The following is a 25,039-nucleotide window of genomic DNA, read 5'->3' as shown; positions in this document are numbered from 1 at the left end:
CGGTCCGTCGTGAACGATGGCAAGGCGAGCACACCGTGGTCGCAACGGGTTCCAGCCAGCACGGAACCGGCTCCGCGCTTGGGCTCATGCGCACGCGTACGCTACGCGAGCCCTCACCCCTCGAGGCGGTACTTTTCCTTCGCCTCTTCGAGGTAGTCCGTCAGCTGCGCGATGCGCTGGGCGAACGGAACCTTCTCGATTCCCTTCAGGCGATCGACCTCGCCGAAGCGCGCCAGCAGCACGCTGATCGAGAGCCACGTCTCTTCGCGGCCTCGGAACAGTTCGCGCTTCTTCGCTTTCGCGTCGGGCGACCAGCTGCTCTGCATCTCTTCGTAGCCTTCGTGCTGCTGCTTCAGCTGGTTCGTGAGCGACGCGAGGCGCTCGCGTTCCGCGGCACGTGCGTCGCCCGGGTTCGCGTTGACGAGCTCCGCGCGGTACTCCTGGAAGCGTTCGACGATGCGTGCAGCGAGCGTGTCCGGAATGTCGGAGACGGCGGCGATCTCGTCGGCCTTCGCGTCGAAGAGGACCTTGAGGCTGGTGAGCCCCGCGGCGTAGAGCTTGTCGATCGTGACCTTGCGGACGTCGGGCACCGACAGGAGCAGCGACTGCACGATGACAGCTTCGCGTTGCGACTTGTCACGATCGAGCGCGAAGGCCGTGGGCACCGCCTCGACCAGCTTGCCGTAGGCTTCGAGCAATCCTTCTTTCGTCGTCGCGCTGAGCGTGCGCGCCTCGGCGATCGGCACGTTCGCGAGCGCATCGCCGAAGCCCTGAAGGCCCGTGGCGAGCTCGACGAGCTCGAGGCGCTCGGCGGCGCGCGTAAGCGACTTCACGGCGGGGATGCAGATCTCGACCCAATCGCGCGTGGCCTCGCCGAATTTCACGTCGATCATGAAGTCGCGCACGTGACGCATGTGATTCGCGGCGAGCTCCGCGAAGAGCTCGCGGACGGGTGTCAGATCGACCGTATGCGCGCCCGAGGGCGACGACACCTCGTCGGACATGAGCGCGTCGAACGCGTACGCGATCGAGCCCTCGTCGAAACCTTCGAACACCAAGGACGGCGGCGGAATCGACTCACGCTTCGCCGACGGCGGCGGCGGTCGGAGCGAGCTCGCGCGCTTGCGATTCGACGGCGGAGGCGGAACCGAAGGGGCGGAATTCGCGTCGTCGGCAGACTTCGCCTCGAGCGCCTGGTCCGCGATCTGCGGGTGCTGTTCGACGGGCTTCACTTCGGCGGGTTTTACGGGTGCGGGTGCGGGCTTGACGTCGGGGGCTTTCGGACTCGGCACGGGCGGCGGCGCGGGCCTGTTCCTTCCAGTAGCCGTCTTCGGGTCGATCGGAGCTGCGGCCGTCATCGAGCCGCTCGACGGAGCAAGCACGCCGGGTGCGGGCTGCGCGAGCGTTTCCTTCTTCGGCGGCGGCGCGTTCGGTGCGTTGGGTGCGTTGGGTGCGTTCAGCGCGTTCGGCCCGCGAACGGAGGCAGGGCCACTCGCGTTCGGAATCGGCGGCGGTCCTGCGGGGCGCGGTGCGGACGGTGCCGTCGGCGCAGTGGGCGCCGGCGGACGCGGAACCGACGGCACCCCGGAGCTCGCCGGAGGCTGCACGCCCTGCGAGGGGTTCTGTGACGAGTTCTGCGCGGTCAGCCCCCACGCCGTTCGGCGCTTTGGCGGAGCATCAACTTCAGGCTTGGGATCCGAGTCGGGAGCCTTCGCGGCTTCGGCGGCCTTCGCAGCCTGCGCGGCACGAATGGCCTCGGGCGTCACGGCCGCCATATGCGTCGAATCGATGCGCACTGCAGCCATTTCGGTCGAGCCTTCGGTCGCGAGCGAATAGCGCCCCGGCGACACCGGCTTGCTCTGCTGTTCGTCTCCGTCAGGCTTCCCGTTGGGGTTGCGGGAGCCGTCGGGAGATCGCGAAGTCGAACTCATTCCGTGGTTCTTCGCCTCTCGGGCCCAACCGCGACCCTTGCGAGGTCAAGCATATCAGGACGTGGACGTTTGTCTTGGCCTTACGAGAGGGTGGCCGATCGAGAAGGCCGCGTGCGATACGCGGGGGCGCACGCTTACATGGTCGGCGCGCAGACCGCTCGACGATCGACCGCTCAGCGAAGCTCGGCCACTTGCTCGCCGAAGACGCGTTCGAGGCCGGACAGCACTTCGTCGCTGACTTCGACACGGTATTGCTTCCCGAGCGCAAGGAAGGCTTCCGCCCCGTCTTTGAGCGCCAGAACGAGCGTCACCGGGCAATTGCCGGGCGACTTGGCGAGCACGTCGGCCATCTTCCGGAGCTCGACCTCCGAGGTCGTGTCGGCATGAAGGCGAATGGCCACCTGTTTGGTGTCGCTTCGAACGGAGTCGGACAGACGGACGGCCTCGTTCAAGAAGAGCGTCGGCTCCTTGGGCCCTTCCTCTTCCTCCTCGGCATCGGCCTCACGGAACGGGAAGCTGACCTTGCCGGTGATGAGGATGGGCTCGCCCGACGTGAGGATGGCCGAGTAGGCGTCGATCTGGTTGCCGCGCACCTTGCACGTGACGCGCCCCGTCAGATCTTCGAAGTCGAAGAAGGCGATCTTGCCTCCGCCGTCCTTGAAGATGCGCTCGCGATAGCCCTCGACCATGCCGGCGACTTTGACGACGGACCAAGGTTGAGCGCTCGCGAGCGACGCGCAGGCCACGGCTTCGAGCTTGGCGAGCGCTCCCCCGCCCTTCAAGTAGCGCTCGAGTGGATGGCCCGAAACGTAGAAGCCGAGGGCCCCGCGTTCGCGAACGAGCATCTCGCGACGGTCCCAGTGTTCGGCCTTCGCGTAGTCGCCGGCCGACGAGCCTCCGCCCCCCGAACTCTTCGGCCCGGCATCGAAGAGACCGAACAGGTTCGTCTGACCTCGTTCGCGATCGCGGCTCGCCGAACGGCTTCGCTCGAGCGCAGTTTCGATCGAGGCGAAGGCCTGCGCACGTGAGACACCTTGCGCGGCGAGCGTGGTGTCGAACGCTCCACACTGCACGAGCGCTTCGAAGACGCCCTTGTTGATGCGCTTCGCGTCGACGCGCGAGGCGAAGTCGAAGAGGTCCTTGAAGGGACCGCCTTCCTTGCGAGCCTCGAGGAGCGCTTCGAGCGCGGCGCCTCCGAGACCACGCACGGCGCCGAGGCCGAAGCGAATCTGCGGGCCACACGCATCGCGACCGACGGCGTTGCGATCCGTCTTGGACGGGCGCTTGTTGCCCTCGGGATGTGTGTAGACGACCTTGAAGTCGATGTCGCTCTCGTTGACGTCCGGCGGGAGCACCGTGACGCCCATCGCGCGCGCGTCGGCGATGGTACGAACGACTTTGTCGATCTTCTCCTTGTCGCTGGTCATGATCCCGCAGAGAAGCTCCACGGGGTAATGAGCCTTGAGGTACGCCGTCTGGTACGTGATCAGCGCGTACGCGGCGCTGTGTGACTTGTTGAAGCCGTAGCCGGCGAAGTACTCGAGCAGACCGAAGATGCGGTCGGCGTCGGCCTCTTCGACGCCGTTCTTGAGCGAGCCCTCGATGAAGATGCCTTTCTGCTTGGCCATCTCCTCGGGCTTCTTCTTGCCCATCGCGCGTCGGAGAAGGTCGGCGCCACCGAGCGAGTAGCCGGCGAGCGACTGCGCGATCTGCATGACCTGCTCTTGGTAGACGATGACGCCGTAGGTCGGCTCGAGCAGGTGGTCGACCTTGTCGTGCATCTTGGCGATGGGCTTGCGACCGTGCTTGCAGTCGACGAAGTCCTTCACCATGCCGGTGCCGAGCGGACCAGGTCGGTAGAGCGCCACGGCGGCGACGATGTCTTCGAAGTTGGTCGGCTGCAGATCCTTGAAGAGCTGCTGCATACCGCTCGACTCGAGCTGGAAGACGCCCTTCGTTTCGCCCGACGACATCAGCTGGTAAGCGGGCTTGTCGTCGAAGCGAAGCTTCGAGACGTCGAGCTTCTTGCCGTCACGCAGGAAGTCCGGGCGCGCGTTGATGAGGCGCTCGGCGATGTCGATGACCGTGAGCGTCTTGAGGCCGAGGAAGTCGAACTTGACCAGGCCGGCCTGCTCGACGTCGTCCTTGTAGTACTGGGTGATGTAGCCGTCGGTCTTGCCGTCCTTGAAGACCGGCACGTGGTCCCAGAGCGGACCTTCGCTGATGACGATACCGGCAGCGTGCTTGCCTGCGTGACGCGTGAGGCCTTCGAGTTTGATGGCCTGCGAGAGGAGCTCTTTGACCTTCGGCTCGGTGTCGAAGCGCGCCTTGAGCTTCGGCTCGATCGTGAGGCTCTCGGTGATCGTGTACGTCTCGGCCGGCGTCTTGTTCGGGATGAGACTCGCGATCTGCTGCGCCTCGACGGGCGGAAACTGCAGGCACCGCGCGACGTCTTTGATGACGCTCTTGGCCTTGAGCTCGGCGAACGTGGCGATCTGGCCGACGCTCACCTCGCCGTATTTCCTCTGCACGTACTGGATGACGCGCTCGCGCCGGTCCATGCAGAAGTCGACGTCGAAGTCGGGCATGCTCACGCGCTCCGGATTGAGGAAGCGCTCGAAGAGCAAGTTGAACGGAATCGGATCGAGGTCGGTGATGCGCAGCGAGTACGCGACGAGCGAGCCAGCGCCCGATCCGCGGCCCGGACCGACGGGCACACCGTTCTCTTTTCCGTAGCGGATGAAGTCCCAGACGATGAGGAAGTAGCCCGGGAACTTCATCTTGCAGATGACGTCGAGCTCCCAGTCGAGGCGCTTCTTGTAGGCCTCGCGATCCACGGTCTTGCCGACGGCCTCGAACTCCCCGAAGCGCGCCTCGAGGCCTTCGTGGGAAACGTGACGGAAGTACGTGTCGGTGTCGTAGCCGTCCGGCAGCTTGAACGTCGGAAGCATCGGGTTTCCGAGCTTCAACTTCAGCTGGCACTTCTCGGAGATCTCGAGCGTGTTCTTGACCGCCTCGGGCACGTCCTTGAAGAGGGCGAGCATCTCCTCGGCCGACTTCAGGTACATCTCCGACGAGCCATGGCCGCGCTCTTTGGCCTCCTCGTAGGAGCGGCCGCTCTTGATGCACGCGAGGTAAAGGTTGGCCTCGGCGTCGTCGCGCGCGCCGTAATGGACGTCGTTCGTGGCGACGAGCGGTAGGTCGAGACGCTTGGCGAGATCGACGAGGATCCCCTTGAGGACCGGCTGCTCGGGCAGTCCGTGGTCCTGCAGCTCCACGTAGAGCGAACCGGGCTCGAAGAGCTCCTTCAGCCTCTCGAGCGTCTTTCGTCCCGCCTCGACGCCTTGCTCGAGAATGCTCTGGGCGACGACGCCGCCCATGCAGCCCGTCATGCCGATGAGGCCCTTCGTTCGTCCTTCGAGCGCCGAGAGAGGAACACAGGGAACGCCCGCCGTGCCGTTCGGATCGGGCTCGACATACCCCCGTGACACGAGCCAAACGAGGTTCTTGTAGCCCTCCTCCGTTGCGGCGAGGAGCGGCAGGTGATGGCCGTGGTTGCCTGTGACGACTTCGAGCTCGGAGCCGAGGATGGCTTTGACGCCGACCTCCTTGGCCGCCTTGTAGAAGGAGATGGCACCGAACATGTTGCCGTGGTCGGTGAGCGCCACGGCGTTCATGCCCTGCTTTTGAACCTGTTTGACGAGGTTCTTCACCTTCACGGCGCCGTCCAACATCGAGTACTGCGAGTGGACGTGGAGGTGGACGAACTCGGACATCGGCCCCGGCTTAGCAGGGCGCGGCGATGGGCTCCAGTGAGCAGGCAGCGGTCAGTCTCCCGCCCGTCTCCAGCGCCGGGCGCGCCCCGGTGTGCCTTGAACTCAAGCGCACACCCTGCGTAGCATTCCGACCGCCTCGGACCTGGTGCCGTGGCCCGTCTTTCGGTCAAGCGTGCTCAAGCGTGCTGGGATGCGCGCCGGCGAGGAGAATCACCCCATGAAGCTTGTTCGGGCTCTGTCGGTCTTTGGTTTCGGCCTGGTCGGCCTGGTCGGCGTGACCGCCACGGCGTTTTCGGCCGGCGGTTGCAGCAGCAGTGACTCGTCGACCGGAGGCGGAGGCTCGACGGGTCAGCCCCCGAGCAAGCCCGAGGGCGCGGCCGTGGCGAATCCCGCGGACACGCGGACGTTCGCGGTCTCGCAGCTCTTCCTCGGCGACACGGATCGCAACGGGACGACCGATCCGAGTGCGTGGAAGAAGTTCGGTTACAACATCGACGGCCTCACCACCGCGAAGACCTCGACCGACGTCTGCACGCGCCAGGGCGGCGCCACGGCGGACAAGCAGGAAGACGGCGACGACGGGCGCGACGACGGCTTCCACACCGTGATGACGTTCATCAACGGAATCGTGCCCAAGGCGTCGAGCACGATTTCGAAATCGATCGCAGACGATGGCGCGTTCACGATCATCTTCGATCTCAAGGGACTCAACGACGACGCGCACCAGACGGCCACCGGCCTCTCTGGCAACCTCCTCATCGGCGCGGACCTTGCCAAGAAGCCCGACTTCGGCCCCTCGCTCGACTGGCCGTATCACGCCGATCCGACGGTTGCGATCTCGGACGCGTACATTAACAACGGCACGTTCGTGAACGGCACGGGCGGCTCGACCGTCAAGCTGAGCATCGCAGTCCAGGGCCAGAACCTCACGCTGAACATCAACCACGCGATCATCACGTTCGATCACAGCTCGCCCGACGAGCTCACGAACGGCACCATCGCCGGCGTTCTCGCGACCGAAGAGCTCGTGACGGGCATCACCAACATCGCGAGCAGCCTCACCGACCAGCTCTGCTCGGGCAGCATGCTCGAAACGGTTCTCCAGACGATCCGTCAGGCGAGCGACATCCTCCAGGACGGTAGCAACCACGCGGGCATCCCCTGCGACGGCATCGCCATCGGGCTCGGCTTCAACGCGCACCGTATCGGTCCGCCGAAGACGGTCGCCCCCCCGTCGACCAGCACGCCCCAAGACAAGTGCAAGGCTGACGGCGGGACCTGACGGCCGCACGTCGGGCGTAGGCTCGCTGACGAGCAGAACACCTCAGTCGACTTAGCTCAATCGCGCCGGCTCCGTCTCTTGCGAGCCGGCGCGTTGCATTTTGACGTTGCAACGGGCGTCGAGTCCCTGAAGTTCCATATCGCCGACGCCCACAAAGACTCGCCCAACCGTAGTGGCGAAGCAGACGGGCACATTCTGGCAGTCACGCCCGCGGGACTGTGCGCCAGAAGAATGCGGGCGCCGGAGCCTCGCTCACAACACCAACATCGGCCGCACCAGTATCCTTATTATACAGAAGCCTAAACCAATTCTACCTCGTCGCGACGTGCGTCCACGAACCACGCCGTTCGGTTGACAACTACAACCAATGCGAATTGGGCCGCCTAAATCCAATTACACGCATTGAGACGCCCCTCGGCATAAACTCGTAATAACGAGTAACACCCGCGAACCTTTGTCCGTGTTCCCGGCTCGATACTCGGTGCGATTTCGGACGCGCGCCGGGAGTCCCCCAGACACCGGCGTATGAGCGAGGCTTCTCGACGTCGGTCGCACCGAGTAGTCTCACCGACCATGCACCTCTTCGGGCTGACAGGAGGCATCGCCTCCGGCAAGAGCACCGTGGCTGCACGCCTGCGTGAGCGAGGCCTCCCGGTCATCGATGCCGACGCACTCGCGCGCGACGTCGTCGAGAAGGGGACGCCGGGCATCGCTGAGATTGTGGAGACCTTCGGAGGTGACGTTCTCTTCGAAGACGGCACGCTCGATCGCAAGAAGCTCGCCGCCGTCGTTTTCGGCGACGACCAGAAGCGGCGCACGTTGAATGCCATCGTGCATCCGAAGATCACCGCGTTGAGCCTGGAGCGCGCCGACGCCCTTCGCGCGCAAGGCCATCCCCTCGCCTGCTACGAAGCGGCGCTCCTCGTCGAAAACGGCGTGGCCGACGCCTTTCGTCCACTCGTGGTGGTCGCCGCCGACGAAAGCGTGCAGCTTGCACGCGGGCGCGCGCGCGATGGTGCGAACGAGGAGGAGATACGCGGTCGAATCCGCGCGCAGATGCCGCTCGCCAAGAAGATCGCCGTCGCCGACTTCGTCATCCACAACGACGGAACGCGCGGCGAGCTCCTCGCGAAGACCGACGACGTGCTCGACGCCATCTGCGCCAAGCTCGGTGTCGACGCGGCACGCTATCCGCGCTGACGAGCGTCAGTTCGCGTTCTCGTCGGCCTGACCGGCGATGCGAAGTCGGCCGTCTTCGCGCCGGAGCAGGAGGACGAGCACGTCACCGAACAGCGGTTCGCCGCCGGTACGAGGCACGCTGATCGGCACGCGCACGTAGACGTCGCCCTCGCGCATCGTCGGCGGACGCTGCGCACTCCCCAACTCGCCGAGGGTGTCGAACGTGTGCTTCTCGATCGGCCCGAGGCGTGGCGTCTCGGCCCCCGAGAGCTTCGCGTGATCGGCGCTCTTCAGCTTTGCCGCCCAAAGCGCGATGAGCTGGTTGCGATCGCCCGAACGCCCGAGGGTGGTCGCGTCGCGCGCGGTCATTTCCTTCAACGTGTCGAGCTCGGCGTGTTCGAACGCACGCACGTAGGCCCGAACGACGTCATCGATGTCCTTGTCGCCAAGCGGCTCGCGCAGCGCCACCACACCGCTCGCCGGCGCACGGTCGACCGCGGCCGGAAGCGCGGCCGGCGGCTCCAGCACCACGCCATCGGGCCGACGCGGAGCCGACGGCATCGAGGTCGCCGTCTCGAGCGCGCCGCCCGAACAGCCCATGCTCGTCACGCTCGCGCCTGCGGCGAGGAGCGCGAGGAATGTGACGAGCGCGGCGCGCGTGACGTACGCGGCGTACGGTAGCTCCGCGATCGCCTGCGCCCGTACCACCAGCCGGACCAGCCGGACCGGAGGCGCCGAGCTAGAGGTTCTCGATGTGGGGATCCTGGCCACGCTCGAGGGTGACGATCGCACGTTCCGGAACGACCTTCCAGTGCGAGTGCCCTGCGGGCCCGGAGCCTGCCATCGACCAGTCGTCGTCGAAGTCGCTCGCAACGAGGCTGAAGTGCATCTGTGCGAGCTCGGGCGTCTTGCGCCGCAGCGTGACGTCGTCGCCGATGAGCGCTTCCGCGTCGCCCTTGCCGCTGAAGAGGCGGTAGCCCATCTGCGCGCCAGCATGCAGCGCGAAGACGTGCTCGCCGTTCGAGACGACCAGGTTCACCGCGGCCGGATCGCCGCCCACTTCCGCCGCCATGGCCGACACCACCGCGACGCTCGAACGAAGCGCATCACGCACGCGCGCCGGCTCGATGACGTTGTCGTTCAGCTTGCCAGCGTCGTGGAGGAACGAGAGGAAGACGTAGAAGAGGATTTCCGCATCCGTCTCTCCGCGAATCGAGGAGCGGAGGAAGCCGGGAACGCTCGCGACGAGCCGCTCCCGAATGGCGTCGAACGACGGGACCGTGCCGGTCTGCGCGTAGAGCCACTGGCGGTAGCGGAACGGATGGGTGTTCTCCGTACGAAGAGCTCCGACCGTGGCATTTCGCACATGTCCGACGACGATGTCGGCTCGCACGTCGGCCGAGGACTTCGCAACCTCGACGGTGTCGTGATCGTCGATCGGACGACGACGCATGAGGACTTCGCCGCCCTGGTAGAAGCCGATACCCCAGCCGAGAGGCGCTCCTTTCGACTGGACACGTAGCGCGTCCGCCTCGGAGGCCAGCACGCGACCACCGAGATCGGCGCGGTTTCCAATCAGGCCGAATAGACGTGCCATCTCTTCTCCTCGGAGCTCGTTCGACTGGAAGGAACCAAAGGAACCGCGAGATCTCGCAGCCTCCTTATCCTTACGCACTCGGACGGGCGTTTGTTGCGGAAGTTCTTCAAGAAGGTAAACGGTCTGAACGAACAAGGGTACACGGTGCAGCGCGTCACGCGAGCGAACCCTCGCCCGAGCCTCCCGTCCGCCCCGTCCCCCCTGCCCCGCCCCCGCTACGAGTCGTCGTAGCGTCGAGTGTAGGGCCGACGGAACCGGAGGAATCGGGAGCAGCGCCTTCACGAACCTGACGATCGCTACGATGAGCGAGCCGGCTGGTCCGTTCGCGCGCACGTCGATCGAACGTGTTCGCGAGCGCACGTGCGCAAAAAGGCGCCAGAGCGGCGGCGAAAAGCGCGAGTACCCAAGCAGGTAGAGGCAGCGCGCCGCTCATTCGTTCTTCTTAAACTTTGCACATCGTCCGCGGCAATGCACGGCGGTCGCGTCGCGAAGTTCGGAGCTCCACTGTTTCGCCTCTGCTTCGACGCAGCGTTTCCAGTGTTCACGTCACTCCGGCCATGCTCGAGCCGTCGACGGTTTTTCGCACGAGCGCTACGTGTCCCCCACCTCGCGCGCCTTGCCCCGCGTCGACGACGACTACTTCGACGGCGGCACGATGAACGGGACCACGTGCTCGCGTCCCTCGAAGCCCGAGCGGTACGACGAAGCGGCGTGCTGCGTCGCGAACGGACCGATTCGTACCCTGTACCACGTGCCTCTGCCGGGAACGTGTGCCTCCACGACGTAGGCCTTGTGCGACCGCGCGCGCAGTTGGACGGCAAACTGTTCCGCTTCGGATTGCGAGCGGAACGAGCTCACCTGCAGCTGATACCCCCCCTCGCGTCCCGGAGGCGCAGCAGGCTCGGCCGCCGCGGAGATCTGCGCCGCGTCGTTGGCGGCTCGCGTCAGGGAGTCGCGCGGACGCGTCACCACCGGTGAGGCCTCGAGAAGATGCTGTGCCGGCAGCGGAACCACGGGCAGCCGGTCGGTCGCCGGCGGAGGCGATCCCGCACCTTCGGCCAGGCCATTTCGGACGTTGAGCGCGATGGCCGCGTCGCCCCCCGTCGTTGCGCTTCCCGCGCTTGCGGACGGCTTCGCACCCGGTGCTCCCTTGACCGCAGCAAGCGCCGTCGTCGGAGCGCTGTCGTCGCTGAGGATGCCCGGGAAGGTGACGTCCTTGGCGTTGAGGTCCGTCGCCTTGGGCGCGGCCGTCTGACCGATCTTGGCCTGCTGATTGACGAGCTCGCCGAGCGGATCGCTCTTTTGCGAGGACGGCGCCGAATGGCGTCCGCCGAGCGCCAGCCCCGCGAACACGACGCACGCACCGCCGAGCGCCACGAGCAGGATCGTCACTCCGCGCGGAGTACGGCCCTCGCCATCGTCTTCCTGGATCTGCTCGAGGTTCCTCACGGTGCTTTGCTCCATCATCGTCGCCCCTCTCGGCCTGCGGGCCCGTCAACGAGGTTCGTCGCCTCTCTTCGGCTATCGCGCGGTCAGGATCGGGGCCAACTTTGCTGCGAGTACGACAGCCCCGTGCTAAGTCGGCCGGCATGCGTCGCGACCCCGGCACGCGCACTGTTCATCGACACGAGTCGACACGCGTCGAGGCCCGCATCCGGCCTTCCTGGTCGGTGCTCACCGCGACGATCGCGCTCGCCGCGGGCGCCCTTTCGTGCAGCAGCGACAAGACCGGCACGGTCACGTTGAGCGTCGGCGGCGAAGCCGATGCCCTCACGCGGTCCCCGGCCCCCACGGTGCTCGTCGTCGAGCAGATCGCGACCGACGGCTCGAAGAAGGAGGTCTCGCGAACAAACCTCCCTGGCTCCACCGAACTCTCGCTCGGCGACGTGGGGCGCAGCGATACCGGCGCGCTCCGCGTGAGCGGCCTCGACGCGACGGGCAAAGTATTGGTCCTCGGTGAGTCGCTCTTTCTCGAGTTCGGCGCGCTCGAGCGGGTGGACATGAGCGTCTTCGTGCAACGCACGGGTGAGCTCGCGCGCCTGCCGAATGCACCGGTGCCCCTCGCTTCGCCCGTCGTCGACACCGCCCTCGGCCGCTACGTGCTCATCGCGAGCGGCACGTCCACGCAGCTCTACGATCTCCTCACCCTCACCACGCTCGGACAGGCCCCCACCTTCGCGCGTCCCGCGCGCTCACTGCTCGTCGTCGGCACGACCACGATCGCGATCGACGAGAACGGCGCCTCCACGTTGGGTCTCACCGACGGCACCGAGACCACGCTCAATCCGCCAACCGGCGGAAGCTTCGCGGAACTCGCCGGCGGCGCGACCATCAAGGCCCCCGACGGCTCGACCTACGTGGTCGGAGGAACGCGTCTCAGCGGCGGCGCAACGGCGCGCGTGCTGCGCGTCACGAGCGACGGAACGGCATCGTTCGCGAGCCTCGCCACGCCGCGCGAAGGCGCCTGTGCGACGTGGATCGAAGGCCGTGGCCTCGTCGTCGTCGGCGGAAGCGCCGACGGTGCGGGCGTGGAAGTGCTCGCGGCCACGGCCACCCAAGCGACGCCGCTCGCCTACCCCGCCGATCCGGTGCGCGGTTGCGGGGCCTCGGGCATCGACACCTCGCGCGTCATCGTCGCCGGCGGAACGGGCGCGAGTGGGGACAGCGGACAAGGCGCGCCCTCGCGCGTGATCGATCTCGCCTGCACGGCGAACTGCACGCCGGCGGCCGGCACCGTGCCGATTCCGCTCGTCCGCAGCGACGCCGTCTACATCGCGGGCGACGCCGTGCTCGTCGCCGGCGACGACGCCTCGAACACGACCCACGCCTTCCGCGTCACGCCCACCGACACCCGTGAAGTACCGCTTCGTGTCGCACGCAGCGGCGGACGGCTCGTCGCCATGCCGACCGGCGGCGCTGGCCTCGTGGGCGGCGTAGCCGAAATCGAGCAATACCGCGAGTAGCGCAGCTCAGCGCGCGCGGACGATCCCGCGCGGCGTGATCACCGCGTGGCGAAGAGGCCCCCCTTTCGCAACGTGAGCGTCGGGCCAGACGACACATCCTTCGAGCGAGGACTCGACGTGAGCGCGCGCACCGACGACCGAACCGTCGATGGCTGCGTCGAGCCGCGCGCTCTGCGCCGACCACGAGGAGAGGTCGCGAGCGGCAAGCCACGCACGATTGGCCTCGAGGTAGGCCTCGAGCGTGCCGACGTCGACGAAGGGCGCACCGCAGCGGAACACATGAAGGCGTTGCCCCGCCCGCAGCGCGGGCAAGTACACGTCGCCGACGAGGCATCCGCTCCGAGGAAGCGTCGCGCGAAGGGTCCTGCCGACGACGTGAATGCCGAGAAACTCGCCGCCTTCGACCTCTTCCGCAAAGCGCTCCGTGCGCAAGCGGGCGATCGTGCCGCCTGCGGCGATGCCCACGTTTCCCTCGCCCGCCGGCCGGGGGCGCACGGCGAGCGCCGCCAGCGCGGCCTCGGCGTTGAACGCCGCGACGAGCTCGCGAGGGTCGAGCTCACTCAGGATGTCGCCGTTCCAGACCAGCACGTTGCCATCTCCGAGAAGCGCGGCCGCATTGGCGAGCCCACCGGCCGTCCCGAGGAGCTCCTCCTCGGGCGAGACCACAATCCCTTCTCTGTGCGCCCACGCATGCAGATCGTCGGGCCGGTGGTGGACGTTGACCACGACTTGCCGGGGTTCGGCGAGCCGTACACGCTCGACGACGTGGGCGACCGCCGGCCGGTCTCCGATGGGCACCATCGGCTTGGCGAGCTCGTCGGTAAGCGGGCGCAGGCGCGTGCCGAGCCCGGCGCAAAGCACCATCGCGGCAAGGTCGTCCAGCATCGGCCGCAAGGTTTACCACGCCCCTCGTCCGGTCCCCAGAAACGCCGCTTTCTTGGTCTTCGCCGTAGCCCGTAGTAGAGGGGTGGCATGCCCATGCGTCCCGTTCGCGATGTGCGTCGGCACGTGCGGCCAATCGTTCGAGTGGCGGTCGCTCTCGGCACGTTGGCTGCGGCCACTCTGCTTGCGTGCGGGACCGACGCGGTCGGTGTCGATTCGTGCCGGAAGATCGAGCAGGCGCGCTGCGAGAACGCCCCGAGCTGCGGTATCGACCTCTCGACGCCCGTGCATCGCGGCGACACGCCGGAGCGCAACGTCGCCGAGTGCATCCGCTTCTACGACGACGCGTGCCTGCACGGGCTCGTGGCTCCGGCCGACCCTGGCGCCATCGCGGTCCAGGCGTGCGTCGACGCCATCAACACCGGCGACTGCACGGTCGTGAAGAACCCCGAGAAGAGCGCCGCCTGCGCCTTCCTCAACCCGACGCCGACAACGACGGACGCAGGCGACGGCGGCTGAGCGCGAGACGCGACGTCAGATTTCGACGTCGCCGTCTTGCTCGGCGCTCTCGGAGTCGTCTTCCGACGACGCCAGCTCGGCAACCGTATCGATGAGCGCGCCCGCGCTCGACGGCGGATCCTCGTCCTGCTGAATGCCGAAGGCCGGGACGCGAACGCGTGCAGCATGCATTCGTTCGCCGAGCTCGATGCGCCAGAACGAAGGGTCGTTGCCGCTCCGGCAGCCGAGCGTGAGTGACGGGGACGCGAAGATCGTGAAGTTCGTTCCCGCCGGCTGACGCTGCTCGCTCACGTGCCGGTGGCCGTGCAGCACGGCCGTGATGCCGACCTCGTCGAAGACCTCCGCGGCGCTCTTGGCGTCGTCGAGACGCATGCCGATCTCGCTCGGCGGCCTGCGCCCGACACCGTGCGGAAGCGGCACGACGTGGTGGTGGAGCATCACCAGACGATTGCGCGCATTCTTGAACTCGGGCTTTCGACCGATCTCGCGCAGCCACGCGAGCTGCTCGGGCCCGATCGCGCCGTTGTGCCGGAAAAAGCGACGCTGGGGCCTCGCGCAAGAGTCGAGACCGACGAGCACCGTGTCTTTGTCGGGCAGGACGCGCCACCATCCCCCCGTGCCGTCGAGCGAGAGGCCAATGCGTTCGGCAAAGCCGCGCCATGCGTCGCGCTTGGAGGCGTGCGTGGGACGAGGCCGGCCGCTGCCTCGCAAGGGAAAGAGGTAGAGATCGTGATTTCCGGGAATGGCGAAGAGCATTCCTCGCTTCTTCCAGCGATCGAAAGCGGCCTCGATGAGCTCCCAGCCCACACCGTCGTCCGTGATGTCCCCCGTGATCACCACCGCGTCCGGGTCGGCCTCTTCGATGGCAGCGACGGCGCGCAGAAGGCGCACGTTCGAGTTGCGAGGCGTGACCTCGTAGAGGTGCTTGAGGGCTCCGGCCGAAGGGAGATGGGCGGCGAGCGTCGACGCGCGTCGTGCCTCGAGCCGACAAGCCTTCGCGGCCGCGCGCTCGACCGGATCGAGCACCTGCCCGCCCTCCTTGAGCGACGGGATGGGGTGCGTGTAGCCCTGCGGGTCGACGAGGGTGATCTTCGCCCGGCTCTTGCCGCGTTCGTGGAGAACGCGCCACCCTGCCTCTTCCCACACGACCTCGAACTTTCCCGAGTCGACGGGCGCGACGTTCGCGCTCCGTTTCACGACCCGAAGGCGGTCGTGAAACGTGTCGCCGAACTCGGAGACGTGAAGGTCCGAGACGTGGGCGATGACGAGAGCCACGTCACATGCCGGCGAGGATCTTGAACGAATCCCCTTCAGGGATGAGCTCGAGCCGGTTGTCCGCCACGGTGTGCTTCCACTCCTCGCCCTTCAAACCAGGGATGCGGAAGCTGGCGGAGTAGCTGTATTCGATGAAGACCTTCTTCGTCTCGTCCGAAGAAACCCGGCGGTAACGGATCTCGTAGCGGATGCTCTGCGTCTTGACGAAGGTCGACGTCAGGAAGTCCTTGAGGCCGTCGAAGTCGACGTCGTCCTCGGGGTTCGTGTTGCCGCCGTCTTCGAAGTAGCGCGGGCTCGCCATCTTGAGCAGACGCCCCACGTCCTTGTCCTCGACGGCGTGACGATAGTCCTCGCAGAAGGCGATGACCTTACGGTTCTCGCTCGTGTCTTCGACGTCCGTGTTGGGGATGTACGACTTGCTGCAGCCGGTGGCCGCCAGCGACGTCACGGAAGCGAGAGACAACAGACCGACGGCCCCTGCGAGCCGGAAAACCTTGAGCATCATCCTCTCCAACACGTCAACGAGTCTCGCAATTCCGACAATGTACGGCGAATCGGACCAAATTAGAGCCAGAAGAAGCCTGCCTTGGCAAATCCCCAGGCCGTCACCACCTCGAGCTCCTCGGGCGGGGTGGCCGAAGCAAGACCACGGAGGCCCCGGTGAGCTTCGATCGCGCTAGGGCTGGATGCCTCGCGCAATTGGCTCGCGTGGTTCGGATCGAGGCGAACCGCGCATGACGTCAGCCGCGCGGCAAGCGGCTCCGCCGAGACGAGCAACGCGACGGCGCCCGGAGCTGTCTCGGGCGCCACGTGGCGGGAGCCCGCCCCGGCCTCGTCCACGGCGACCACGACGATGCGATCGGCGACCCTCGTACGCACGAGATCGGCGGCCACCGCGAGCGCCTCGAGGCCGCCGTGCGGTCCCCCTCCGACGGCGAAGGCGGGCCCCGTGAGCCCGAACGCAATCGCGCATTCACCCGCCGCCGCGTTGGGCGTCGTGTAGGGGAAGCGCCGCGGTTCGCCGCGGCTTGCCCCCGCGGTGCGAACGCGAGCCTGGTAGAGCGCATTCGTATCGATCGTGGCGAGGCCGTGGCCTACGACGATGCCCGCACCGCCAAGCCCCTCCTTGCCGTCGCGACGCAGCGCTTCGTCGAGCAAGGCCAGTGCTCCCATGGCCAAGCGCACGAGATCATCGCCTCGTGCGATGCGGTCCTCGGCGTAGCCCGTCCGCTGGGCAAGCTCGGCGGACGACGGCGCGCGATCGACGAGGCTCGCGCGCGACACGTAGACGTCACGCGCCTTCGCCTTCTCGCGCTCCTCGACATCGTCGCATGCGAGCACGATCGCGGCGTTCGCTCCGCCGAACGCGGCCGAGAGCTTGAGTGCCGTGCGCCCTTCGAAGGCTGCGCACGTCTCGCCGATCCGAATGCCGTCGAGAACCTTGCCCTCGCCCGCCGACGGCAGCGCCACGCCGGCGCGCATCGCTTCGAGCGCCGAGAGAGCCTCGAGGACGCCAGCTGCGCCGAGCGTGTGGCCGATGACCGACTTGAAGGCGTGCACGTGCGTCTTCGACGCGCGGTCGCCGAGCGCCTTCGCCAACGCTTGCGTTTCCGACGCGTCGTTGAAGTCAGTGGCGGTACCGTGCGCGCTGACGAGGTCGATCGGAGGATTCCCTGCGTCGGCCAGGGCCTGCGTCGCGGCTCGTGCGAGCCCTGCCCCTGTTCGATCGGGCGCCGTCAGATGCACCGCATCGCAGGAGGCGCCGAACCCCGTCACGAACCCGCGCACGGCGAGGCTCTTCGAGCGCGCGAGCGACGCGGGAACCATCGCGGCGATGCCTACGCCCTCGCCGAGGGCCAGGCCGTCGCGGCCCTCACGGAAGGGTCGCGGCAGGCCGTCCGAGGCCGTGGCGCGAAGCACTTCGAAGCCCGAGGCGACAAAGACGCTCACCGCGTCGAATCCCCCGGCGAAGACGAGATCGCAATGGCCCGCATCGAGCCACGCCCGGCCGAGTCCCAACGCGATGGTGCTCGAAGCACAGGCCCCGAGCACGAGGGCCGAGGGCTCGAACGTACAGGGGCGCTGCGCGGCGACGACGGGCCCGAAGTAGGTCCCCTCGAACCACTCGCCGGACGGCGGCGAGGTGGTGTCGCGAACGACGTCCTCGAAGGTGCGCATGCCGCCGCTCGACGTCCCGATGGCGAGCCCGACACGCATGGCGCGCCATTCTGGCAAGAGAGCATCGAGCTCCCGCGCACACGCCTCGAACGCCCGCGAGAGCAACGCGGTGGCGCGGTCCGGCTCGCCCGGGGCGCGCGCGAGCGAAGAATCCCCTGCCCCGTCAGCCCGCGCGCAGAACGGCCGAAGCAACGCGGCTCGTTCGAGCTCGGCGTCGCGACGCATCCCGCGTTCGGCGGGGCGTCCCACCGGCACGAGGCCGAGGGCGTCTTGGCCCTCACCGAGCGCCGAGATCGCTCCGAACGCGAGAATGGCCGTCTTCATAGCGTCGTCCCTTCGGAAGGAGCATCCGGATCTTCGAAGGCTGCCGGGTCGGGCGCCGTGTCGAGCACCTCTTCCACCACGATGTCGACGCGGAGGCCGAGGCGCCCTTCGATGTAGTGACCGCGCGAGCCTGCGCTCGGAACGAGCAGGCGCCCTAACCACTCGATGCCCTCGAGGCGTTCACCTTCACGCCGGAGCGCGAAGAAGTGCTGGCCGTCGGTGCGCACGGTCACGATCGCCGGGCCATCCTTGAGCACCCAGGCGCTCTCGCCGGGCGTCGAGCGTCCCATCAGCAACCGCCCCCCGAGGGGCGAGAGAAACCACCAGCGCAGAAATCCGACTGGCAGCCCACGCATCTCGTTCGGATCGGTGCCGCCGCGCTTCTCGAGCTTGATGCCGGGTACGGCGAATCGGAAGCGCTCCTTCGTCACCCAGAGGTCGAGCGCCGTCGTGCCCGCCGGGCCGACCATGATCATCCGCGCGGCACGCCCTGGGTCCACCGCGACGGCCCCGCGGGCTTCGTAGCGAGTGCGCGTATGCGGCTCGACGATCGAAAGGCGTACGCGCTCGACGTAGGGTCGCTTCGGCTGGTGCTCGCGGAGGCGCGCCAGGCGTTCGCGCGAGACGGTCCACTCCTCTTGCGAGACCTCCGCCATCTCGACGGGGCCCGACCGAACGCCGCGCGTGTTGCCGAGCGATCCCCAAACACCGTCGCCGAGGGACGTTGGACGACCGCAGCCCACGAGCAGCGGCAATCCGAGAAGCAGAATGGCCGTTCGCAATCCGGACGAACCGGCGAGCACGCCGTCCAGCATGGCCGGACCTCGTGCGGGTCGCTTCACGGCACCCATCGACGCAGCACGACCGCGTAGCCAGAGCCGCGTGCCGTACCCACGCACAGCGCTTCCGATGCTTCGCCGCGCGCGATCATCGCCGCCGCGACGGTCAGTGCGACTCCGCCGACGGCTTCGTGCGTGCCGGCGTGATCGCTGCAGACGACACGCGGACACGAGGCCCAGCCGGACCGCGCGAGGACCTCTTCGGAGTGCGTGTGCGTGCAGCCGAGGACGACGACCCCCTCGCCCACCGGCGCTGGAATCGGCCCAGCGAGCGGCCCCGACGCGCCCGTGCGCGCAAGCGGATCGGCGCCCGTCGACCACGACCTGATGCTCGCGATCTCCGCGAAGATCGGTAGCCCACGCTGGCCCGCCACCTCCGCCGAGGCGAGAGCGAGCGCCGCGGCACCTTCGCGCCGCTTCGCCGCCGATTGCGCGTCGCTCGAGGCGTCATCGTCGTCGAAGAGCACGCTGAGCACCTCCTCGACGATGGCGCTTCGCTCTTCGACGGCCACGACCGCGAGCCGTGAGGCCTCGCCCGCGGTGATGAGCTCGAACGCGTGCGTGAGCGCGCATTCACCGGACGTCGCCAGATCCGCGACGACCATCGATGGGCCTTTGAGCCCTAGGTAGATCGAGACGTGCCCGGCAGGCGAGCTCGGAACGAGGCTCGGGAAGTCCGCCGGGCTCACGAGGCGCGCCCCCTTTTCGACGAGGCGGCGCATGAAGGCCGAGGAGGCGTCGACCGCGCCGAACGCCGACCCGAGCACGACGCCAACGTCCGCATCCGTGAGCCCCGGGCCGCCCAGTGCTTGCTCGGCCACGAGGGCCGCCAGTCGCGACGCGCGGTCGAGGCGTCGCGCACGATCGGCATCGAGCCCGGCGAGAAGCCCCGGCTCGATCGCGGGCCCTCCGGCCGGGAGCGACGGCAACGTCGCCACGGCTTCGCCCGAGAGGAGATGCCCGGGGGTGAGCGATGCCACGCCCGTCACGACGACGCGCTTGGAGGTTGGCCGAGGCGCCGGCGTTGGCGGGCCCTTCGGCACGCGCCCGAGGACGAGCACCGTATCCATGCCGCCGAACGCGAACGAGCTCGACATCGCGGCACGCACCTCGCGCTTCTCGGCGCTGAGCACGTGGCGAAGCGGACACTCGGGGTCGGGCTCCTCGAGACCGCCGGTGGGCGGAATCGTGCCCTCGGCGATGGCGAGCGCGGTGATCGCGGCCTCGACGGCGCCGGCGGCTGCCAACGTGTGCCCGATCTGTCCCTTGTTGCTGGAGACGGGGATCTCGGCGAGGTGCGAGCCGAAGACGCGGGCGAGCGCACGCGATTCCATCGGGTCGTTGAGCGGTGTGCCCGTGCCGTGCGCGTTGATGTAGTCGATCTCCGAGGGAGCGAGACCCGCGCGCGCGAGCGAGGCCTCCATCGCGCGAATCGGAGCGGCGCCCGTTGGCTCGGGGTTCGTGATGTGGTGGGCCTCGGACCGGGTGGCCCATCCCAGAAGCGTGCAGACCGCATCCTTCTTGCGCGCTGAGGCCGCCTCCGCGCGCTCAATCACCACGAAGCCTGCGGCCTCTCCGAGCGTGAGGCCTTTGCGACGTCGGTCGAACGGCTTTGCGCCTGCCGGATCGATCGCGGCGAGCGCGTTGAAGCCACTCAACGTGACGCGACAGAGGGCGTCAGCCGCACCGCACAGGACGACGTCGACGAGGTCGAGTTCGAGCCACGAGGCGCCGATGGCAATCGCGTTGGCGCCGCTCGAGCACGCACTCGAGAGCGTTCGGACGCGCGCGAAAGGCCCGAGCTCGCGCGCGAGGCGATCGGTCGGCGCGCTGAGCGGGTGGCTGAGCATCCGGCCCAACGCTTCTTCGCGCGCCGCCGGGTCGACCGTCCCTTCGGGGCGCACGAGCACCGCGAGCAGCGACTCCGTCTCGAGCATGCCCGCCGTCGAGCCGCCCATGACGAGCCCCACGCGACGACCACCCCATGAGCCATCGGGCCCACGCGAGAGGCCCGCGTGCGCCAAGGCCTCGCGGGCCGCCAAAAGGCCGAGCTCGCTCGTGCGGGAGTAGTCGTTACCGCCAGGGTGGGCATCCGCCCCCGCCACCCTGGTCGCTTCACCGACCAGTTTCGAGCGGTAGCCGGGCGCCTCGAACAGCGAGAGCTCTCGCAGCCCGCATTCCCCCCGGACCAGGCGCTCCCACGTCTCGGCCAATGTCGAGCCGAGCGCGGTAACCGCGCCGAGACCGGTGACGACGATCACGGCATCATCCCGTCGTGACGGCCTGACCGGCCTTCGCGCCTTCGATGAAGTCCGCGAGCGTGCTCACCGAGCGGAAAATTGGCCTCGCTGCGTCCCCTTCGGGGACTCGCACGCCGAATTGCTCTTCGACGAACATGGCGATCTGGAGGGCGTCGAGCGAATCGAGTCCCAACCCACCTTCCCCGAAGAGAGGTGCGTCGTCGTCGAGCGTCGACGGATCACGCCCCGCGAGGTTCAGCTCGGAGACGAGAAGCGCTTTGATTTTGCTTTTCAGGTCGGTGCGTTGCATCGAAAGCTGGAGAAAACGGCGCTCCCACCTACCACGGGAGGGGCTTCTCCACCAAACCCGACCGCTGTATAGCGGAAATCATCAATTCAATGGGGCCCCGATGAACCGATGGCCCCCTTCGGAAGAGTGGAGAGCGCGCATGGGCACCCTCGTGAACTACATGACCGAGAAGGGCGTTGCGGTCCTGACCCTCAGCGATCCGCCGGTCAACGCCTACACCCACGAGATGCTCAAGGAGCTCGACGCCTGCATCCTGGAGGCGCGCTTCGACAACGACGTCCACGTCATCGTCATCACCGGCCACGGCGACAAGTTCTTCTGCGCTGGCGCGAACATCAACATGCTTCGCGAGGCCGATTCGACGTTCAAATACTACTTCTGCCTGCACGCCAACGAGACCATCAGCCGCCTCGAGCAGACGCCCAAGCTCTGCATCGCCGCGCTCAACGGTCACACCGTCGGCGGCGGACTCGAAATCGCACTCGCCTGCGATCTCCGCATCGCCCGGGCCGGCGACTTCCAGCTCGGACTGCCCGAAGTGGCCCTCGGCGTCCTGCCCGGGACGGGCGGCACCCAGCGACTCGCCCGCATGGTCGGGAAAGCGCGCGCCATCGAAATGATGGTCGAGGGCACCAAGATGAACACGAACCGCGCCGCCGAGCTCGGTCTCGTCAACAAGGTCTGGGCGACGGACTCGAACGAGGAGTTCCTCCGCAAGGTCATCGACTACGCCCGCGCGTTCTGCCCGCCGGCAGGCGCCGCCAAGGCCGTCGGCGCCATCAAGCGCTCCGTCCAGAGCGGCCTCGAGACGAGCCTCGAGCAGGGGCTCGCTCTCGAACGCGAGCTCCAGGCCGAGCTCTTCGCCTCGAACGACGCGAAGGAAGGCCTCAACGCGTACGCCGAGAAGCGCAAGCCGCAGTTCCGCGGCCGCTGAGCCTTCCCCGGCCTTCTCTTGCCTGGCCCCCCGTTCCGGCTGAGACTCGTCAGCCGGCGCGGGCGAAGAGCTTCGCGTAGTAGTCGCTGATCGCGTCGCCGCCGAGCCGCGTGAAGAAGGTCGAGTACGCCATCCAGATGGCGAGGCCATTCAGATCGCGGAACATCGGAGGCAAGTAGCGCGGCGGCTTCACTACGCCGTCGTTCACGCGTCGCGCGAGCACCGGCACGTCTTCGTGCGCGACCTTTCCGACGAAGAGGAACGGAATGAGATCGACGCGGTTGTGCTGGATGGCACTGCGGATGAACGAATAGTTGAGGACGATGCCCTTGCAGTAGCAGGCGTCCTTCGTAAATGGCGCGCCGCCCTCGACGACGCCGCCTCGGAAGATGCGGCGCGTGTTGTGGAAGCACTCTTCCTCGTCGTAGCCCTCGGTGCGGAACCACTCGAAGACCTCGATGAAGTTCGCGCCGTCCTCGGCCTTGTCGACCGCGACGACGCGATCGTTGAGGCGGCGGGCGCGACGAGGATACGTGCGGAACGTGAAGATCTCGCAGAGCGCCGCGAGCCCTTCTTGCACGGTGGTGGTGCGCGGCGGGCCCTTGCTCAGCCACTTGGCGACCGCTTGCGCCTGGCCGTTGAGCGAGGTCGCGACGTGAACCCAACCCTCGTGGACCTCGAGGATGTCGATGTCGCGCGCCGAGAACTTCGCGCCGGTTCGAACCTTGACGTAGTCGCTGCCCGCCGCGGCATCGGAGAGGATCGTGTCATCGATCTCGACGCGCACGGCGCAATCGTCGAAGTAGCGCGAGAAGCGCTCGTTCAGCTCGGCGGCAGCGTCCTCCGCGGAGATGTTGCGCTCGTAACGCATGCCCAGGAGCGAGTCGTCGATGTTCGTGAGGATCTCGTAGAGGACGTGGCCGAGATCGCGCAGCGACGTCTTGCCGTCGGGAAACTTGTCCTTCGGTGAGCCGTAGAGCTTGCGTGAGTACGCGTAGAAGACCGGCGTGCCGCGCGCGCCGAGCATGCGGACGACGTCGCGGTATTCGAGCGCCGTACGCGAGAGGATGTTGCCGATCGCGTCGGCCTCGCCGAGCTCGCGATCGACGTCCCGCGCGATCTCTTCGAAGATGGCCGACTGGTCCTGCGGGTTGAACCCCAGATCGCTTTTTGCGTAGTAGTCGGAGTCGACCTTGGGGAGCTCGCGGAATTTCGCTTTCCGAAACTGCTCCTCGACCGAGTTGTCCCAGCGCACGGCCTGGAGGACACGGATGGGGCGCTGAGCATCGACGATACGACCGGCGAGCTGCGCGACGATCTCCTTGTAGCTCCGCCAAGGGCCCGCCGCGGGAAGCGGAGGAATCGACGGATGGCCTTCCTCGGGCGGCAAGCTCCCGCTCGCGCGATCCGACTTGAGCCCACGCGGCTCGCTCGGAGCCGGCGGAGGCACGCTCCCCCGCGTCGAGCCGCTCTTCTCGCTCTTTTCGGGCTTCTCGCTCTTTTCGGGCTTCTCGGGCTTCTCGCTCTTCTCGGGCTTGTCCGGCCTCTCGCTTTTTTCGGCCTTCGCCTCACGCTCGGCTTTGACGTCGCGATCCATTCGGGCGCTCGACTCCCGCTCGGGCTTCACGTCGCCTTCGTCTTTGCCCTTCCGGCGCTCGATCTCGCCCGCGGCCGCTCGTTCGCCCATTCAACCCATATTCTCACAACATACGGCTGCAATTTCCAGCAAATCGAGCGTGACCGTGGCTCGCACGCGCCTCGTCGACCCACGCGACTCTCTTACGTCAGACCGGTCACGTAGCTCACGTAGCTCACGTAGCTCACGTAAGCTCACGCACGCCACGCGAGGTCGTCCTCGCCGCGGGTGGTCCGTGCGTCGTCCGTCCGGCGACGTCGAGCGCGCGCGTCGTGCGAGTTCTTGGACGAGCTCTTGGGTAGGGAGCGGCGATCTGCTTTGCATCACTCGCATCGTGCTAGACGCACAGGCGTGCGCATCGCGGAGCTGTGGATCTATCCGGTAAAAGGCGCTCGAGGAACCCGCCTCGCGGAGTCGGACGTGCTCGTGAGCGGCCTGCGGCACGATCGCCGCTTCATGATCGTCGATCGTGAAGGCGTCTTTCTTTCCCAGCGATCGCATCCGCGTCTCGCGCTCGTCGAGGCGCGTCTCGACGCGGCGACTTCAACGCTAACGATCGCCACGCCTGCGTCTCCCGAGGGCACGATTCTGGCGCTCGCTCCCGCCTTCCCCGACCATCCGAAGCGGAGCGTGCGCGTCTGGGACGACGAGGTCGACGCTTTGGAAGTCCAGGGCGACGCAAGCGCCCTTCTCTCCGAGCACCTGCAAACGGAATGCTCGCTCGTCTTCATGCCTGACGACGTCGTTCGCCAGGTCGAAATCGAGTACGCGCGCCCCGGCGATCGCGTGGGCTTCGCGGATGGCTTCCCGGTCCTCCTCGCCTCTCTGGCTTCGCTCGCCGAGCTCAACGGTCGCCTCGCCGACGCCGTTCCGATGAACCGCTTCCGGCCGAACCTCGTCGTCGAGGGAGGCGAAGCCTTCGAGGAAGACCGTTTCGAGCGCGCGGTCGTGGGAAGCCTCGCCTTCCGCATGCCGAAGCGCTGCGCGCGCTGCCAGGTCACCACCGTCGACCAGGAGACCGCCAAGGTCGGCAAAGAACCCTTGCGCACGCTCTCGCAGTATCGTCGCGAGGGCAACAAGGTGCACTTTGCACAGAACCTGATCCCCGACGGCGAGGGCGTCGTCCGCGTGGGCGACGAGGTTCGCTACGTCGAGCCGCGGGCTTCGTAGCCGC

19 protein-coding genes are annotated in these 25,039 nt (G+C 67.4%); 6 read left to right on the top strand and 13 right to left on the bottom strand.

Annotation, left to right across the window (positions count from 1 at the left end; all coding sequences use genetic code 11):
* Positions 1-113 precede the first annotated feature (113 nt).
* Together AKJ09_RS38470 and dnaE are read right to left on the bottom strand one after the other, a co-directional pair.
* A complete protein-coding gene (locus tag AKJ09_RS38470) occupies positions 114-1,931 on the bottom strand; it encodes a helix-hairpin-helix domain-containing protein (RefSeq protein ID WP_146652814.1) in 1,818 nt (605 codons plus the stop codon).
* A gap of 173 nt (positions 1,932-2,104) precedes the next feature.
* Positions 2,105-5,707 carry a DNA polymerase III subunit alpha gene (gene dnaE / locus AKJ09_RS38465; RefSeq protein ID WP_146652813.1) on the bottom strand — a complete coding sequence of 1,201 codons (3,603 nt, stop codon included), beginning with the start codon at positions 5,705-5,707 and terminating at the stop codon, positions 2,105-2,107.
* Positions 5,708-5,924: 217 nt separating this feature from the next.
* Here dnaE and AKJ09_RS38460 point away from each other — a divergent pair, with 217 nt between their 5' ends.
* A complete protein-coding gene (locus tag AKJ09_RS38460; protein ID WP_146652812.1) occupies positions 5,925-6,989 on the top strand; it encodes a hypothetical protein in 1,065 nt (354 codons plus the stop codon).
* Positions 6,990-7,562: 573 nt separating this feature from the next.
* Positions 7,563-8,189, top strand: coding sequence for a dephospho-CoA kinase (gene coaE / locus AKJ09_RS38455; RefSeq protein ID WP_146652811.1), 627 nt, complete (start codon positions 7,563-7,565; stop codon positions 8,187-8,189).
* A gap of 6 nt (positions 8,190-8,195) precedes the next feature.
* Here the strand turns inward: coaE and AKJ09_RS38450 are convergent, their stop codons facing one another.
* The 3 genes from AKJ09_RS38450 to AKJ09_RS38440 form a co-directional block, all read right to left on the bottom strand.
* The gene (locus AKJ09_RS38450) at positions 8,196-8,876 is read right to left on the bottom strand and encodes a hypothetical protein (protein ID WP_146652810.1); all 681 of its coding nucleotides are present in this window, start codon (positions 8,874-8,876) and stop codon (positions 8,196-8,198) included.
* Positions 8,877-8,907: 31 nt separating this feature from the next.
* Positions 8,908-9,765, bottom strand: coding sequence for a class II glutamine amidotransferase (locus AKJ09_RS38445; protein ID WP_146652809.1), 858 nt, complete (start codon positions 9,763-9,765; stop codon positions 8,908-8,910).
* 636 nt (positions 9,766-10,401) lie between these two features.
* Positions 10,402-11,232, bottom strand: a complete 831-nt coding sequence (locus tag AKJ09_RS38440; RefSeq protein ID WP_146652808.1) for an SPOR domain-containing protein — start codon at positions 11,230-11,232, stop codon at positions 10,402-10,404.
* A 122-nt stretch (positions 11,233-11,354) separates the two neighbouring features.
* Here AKJ09_RS38440 and AKJ09_RS38435 point away from each other — a divergent pair, with 122 nt between their 5' ends.
* Positions 11,355-12,728: a Kelch repeat-containing protein gene (locus AKJ09_RS38435; protein WP_146652807.1), complete on the top strand. Its 1,374-nt coding sequence runs from the start codon at positions 11,355-11,357 to the stop codon at positions 12,726-12,728.
* 6 nt (positions 12,729-12,734) lie between these two features.
* Here AKJ09_RS38435 and AKJ09_RS38430 read toward each other — a convergent pair whose 3' ends face one another.
* A complete protein-coding gene (locus tag AKJ09_RS38430) occupies positions 12,735-13,613 on the bottom strand; it encodes a nucleotidyltransferase family protein (protein ID WP_240488753.1) in 879 nt (292 codons plus the stop codon).
* An 87-nt stretch (positions 13,614-13,700) separates the two neighbouring features.
* Between AKJ09_RS38430 and AKJ09_RS38425 the strand changes: the two genes are divergently transcribed.
* Complete coding sequence (locus AKJ09_RS38425) at positions 13,701-14,129, top strand: hypothetical protein (protein ID WP_146652806.1); 429 nt, start codon at positions 13,701-13,703, stop codon at positions 14,127-14,129.
* 15 nt (positions 14,130-14,144) lie between these two features.
* Here AKJ09_RS38425 and AKJ09_RS38420 read toward each other — a convergent pair whose 3' ends face one another.
* From AKJ09_RS38420 to AKJ09_RS38395, 6 genes are read right to left on the bottom strand one after another with little or no spacing between them, the layout of a single operon-like run.
* Positions 14,145-15,404, bottom strand: a complete 1,260-nt coding sequence (locus AKJ09_RS38420; protein WP_169928207.1) for a metallophosphoesterase family protein — start codon at positions 15,402-15,404, stop codon at positions 14,145-14,147.
* A 1-nt stretch (position 15,405) separates the two neighbouring features.
* Positions 15,406-15,909, bottom strand: a complete 504-nt coding sequence (locus AKJ09_RS38415; protein ID WP_240488752.1) for a hypothetical protein — start codon at positions 15,907-15,909, stop codon at positions 15,406-15,408.
* Positions 15,910-15,968: 59 nt separating this feature from the next.
* Positions 15,969-17,906 carry a beta-ketoacyl synthase N-terminal-like domain-containing protein gene (locus AKJ09_RS38410; RefSeq protein ID WP_146652804.1) on the bottom strand — a complete coding sequence of 646 codons (1,938 nt, stop codon included), beginning with the start codon at positions 17,904-17,906 and terminating at the stop codon, positions 15,969-15,971.
* Positions 17,903-18,721, bottom strand: coding sequence for a hypothetical protein (locus AKJ09_RS38405; protein ID WP_205633919.1), 819 nt, complete (start codon positions 18,719-18,721; stop codon positions 17,903-17,905). Before AKJ09_RS38405 ends, AKJ09_RS38410 begins: the two co-directional genes overlap by 4 nt.
* A gap of 23 nt (positions 18,722-18,744) precedes the next feature.
* Positions 18,745-21,006, bottom strand: coding sequence for a beta-ketoacyl-[acyl-carrier-protein] synthase family protein (locus tag AKJ09_RS38400; protein ID WP_146652802.1), 2,262 nt, complete (start codon positions 21,004-21,006; stop codon positions 18,745-18,747).
* A gap of 4 nt (positions 21,007-21,010) precedes the next feature.
* Positions 21,011-21,295 carry an acyl carrier protein gene (locus tag AKJ09_RS38395; RefSeq protein WP_146652801.1) on the bottom strand — a complete coding sequence of 95 codons (285 nt, stop codon included), beginning with the start codon at positions 21,293-21,295 and terminating at the stop codon, positions 21,011-21,013.
* A gap of 139 nt (positions 21,296-21,434) precedes the next feature.
* Between AKJ09_RS38395 and AKJ09_RS38390 the strand changes: the two genes are divergently transcribed.
* A complete protein-coding gene (locus AKJ09_RS38390) occupies positions 21,435-22,229 on the top strand; it encodes an enoyl-CoA hydratase/isomerase family protein (RefSeq protein WP_146652800.1) in 795 nt (264 codons plus the stop codon).
* Positions 22,230-22,278: 49 nt separating this feature from the next.
* On the opposite strand, the gene AKJ09_RS38385 is transcribed toward AKJ09_RS38390, so the two are convergent.
* Positions 22,279-23,916, bottom strand: coding sequence for a flavohemoglobin expression-modulating QEGLA motif protein (locus tag AKJ09_RS38385; RefSeq protein ID WP_240488750.1), 1,638 nt, complete (start codon positions 23,914-23,916; stop codon positions 22,279-22,281).
* Positions 23,917-24,216: 300 nt separating this feature from the next.
* Between AKJ09_RS38385 and AKJ09_RS38380 the strand changes: the two genes are divergently transcribed.
* Positions 24,217-25,035, top strand: coding sequence for an MOSC domain-containing protein (locus AKJ09_RS38380; RefSeq protein ID WP_169928206.1), 819 nt, complete (start codon positions 24,217-24,219; stop codon positions 25,033-25,035).
* The last annotated feature ends 4 nt before the right edge of the window (positions 25,036-25,039 follow it).

The organism is Labilithrix luteola, assembly GCF_001263205.1.
In the GTDB taxonomy this organism is placed as follows: Bacteria; Myxococcota_A; Polyangia; order Polyangiales; family Polyangiaceae; genus Labilithrix; species Labilithrix luteola.
The sequence above is the reverse complement of the archived record's forward strand: the minus strand, read 5'-3'. Positions and strand labels throughout refer to the sequence as shown.

What these genes read in the sequence shown, in the direction of transcription:
- AKJ09_RS38470 (WP_146652814.1), bottom strand. Translation starts at nt 1,931, where the DNA reads ATGAGTTCGACTTCGCGATCTCCCGACGGCTCCCGCAACCCCAACGGG.
- dnaE (WP_146652813.1), bottom strand. Translation starts at nt 5,707, where the DNA reads ATGTCCGAGTTCGTCCACCTCCACGTCCACTCGCAGTACTCGATGTTG.
- AKJ09_RS38460 (WP_146652812.1), top strand. Translation starts at nt 5,925, where the DNA reads ATGAAGCTTGTTCGGGCTCTGTCGGTCTTTGGTTTCGGCCTGGTCGGC.
- coaE (WP_146652811.1), top strand. Translation starts at nt 7,563, where the DNA reads ATGCACCTCTTCGGGCTGACAGGAGGCATCGCCTCCGGCAAGAGCACC.
- AKJ09_RS38445 (WP_146652809.1), bottom strand. Translation starts at nt 9,765, where the DNA reads ATGGCACGTCTATTCGGCCTGATTGGAAACCGCGCCGATCTCGGTGGT.
- AKJ09_RS38440 (WP_146652808.1), bottom strand. Translation starts at nt 11,232, where the DNA reads ATGATGGAGCAAAGCACCGTGAGGAACCTCGAGCAGATCCAGGAAGAC.
- AKJ09_RS38435 (WP_146652807.1), top strand. Translation starts at nt 11,355, where the DNA reads ATGCGTCGCGACCCCGGCACGCGCACTGTTCATCGACACGAGTCGACA.
- AKJ09_RS38430 (WP_240488753.1), bottom strand. Translation starts at nt 13,613, where the DNA reads ATGCTGGACGACCTTGCCGCGATGGTGCTTTGCGCCGGGCTCGGCACG.
- AKJ09_RS38425 (WP_146652806.1), top strand. Translation starts at nt 13,701, where the DNA reads ATGCCCATGCGTCCCGTTCGCGATGTGCGTCGGCACGTGCGGCCAATC.
- AKJ09_RS38415 (WP_240488752.1), bottom strand. Translation starts at nt 15,909, where the DNA reads ATGATGCTCAAGGTTTTCCGGCTCGCAGGGGCCGTCGGTCTGTTGTCT.
- AKJ09_RS38410 (WP_146652804.1), bottom strand. Translation starts at nt 17,906, where the DNA reads ATGAAGACGGCCATTCTCGCGTTCGGAGCGATCTCGGCGCTCGGTGAG.
- AKJ09_RS38405 (WP_205633919.1), bottom strand. Translation starts at nt 18,721, where the DNA reads ATGCTGGACGGCGTGCTCGCCGGTTCGTCCGGATTGCGAACGGCCATT.
- AKJ09_RS38395 (WP_146652801.1), bottom strand. Translation starts at nt 21,295, where the DNA reads ATGCAACGCACCGACCTGAAAAGCAAAATCAAAGCGCTTCTCGTCTCC.
- AKJ09_RS38390 (WP_146652800.1), top strand. Translation starts at nt 21,435, where the DNA reads ATGGGCACCCTCGTGAACTACATGACCGAGAAGGGCGTTGCGGTCCTG.
- AKJ09_RS38385 (WP_240488750.1), bottom strand. Translation starts at nt 23,916, where the DNA reads ATGGGCGAACGAGCGGCCGCGGGCGAGATCGAGCGCCGGAAGGGCAAA.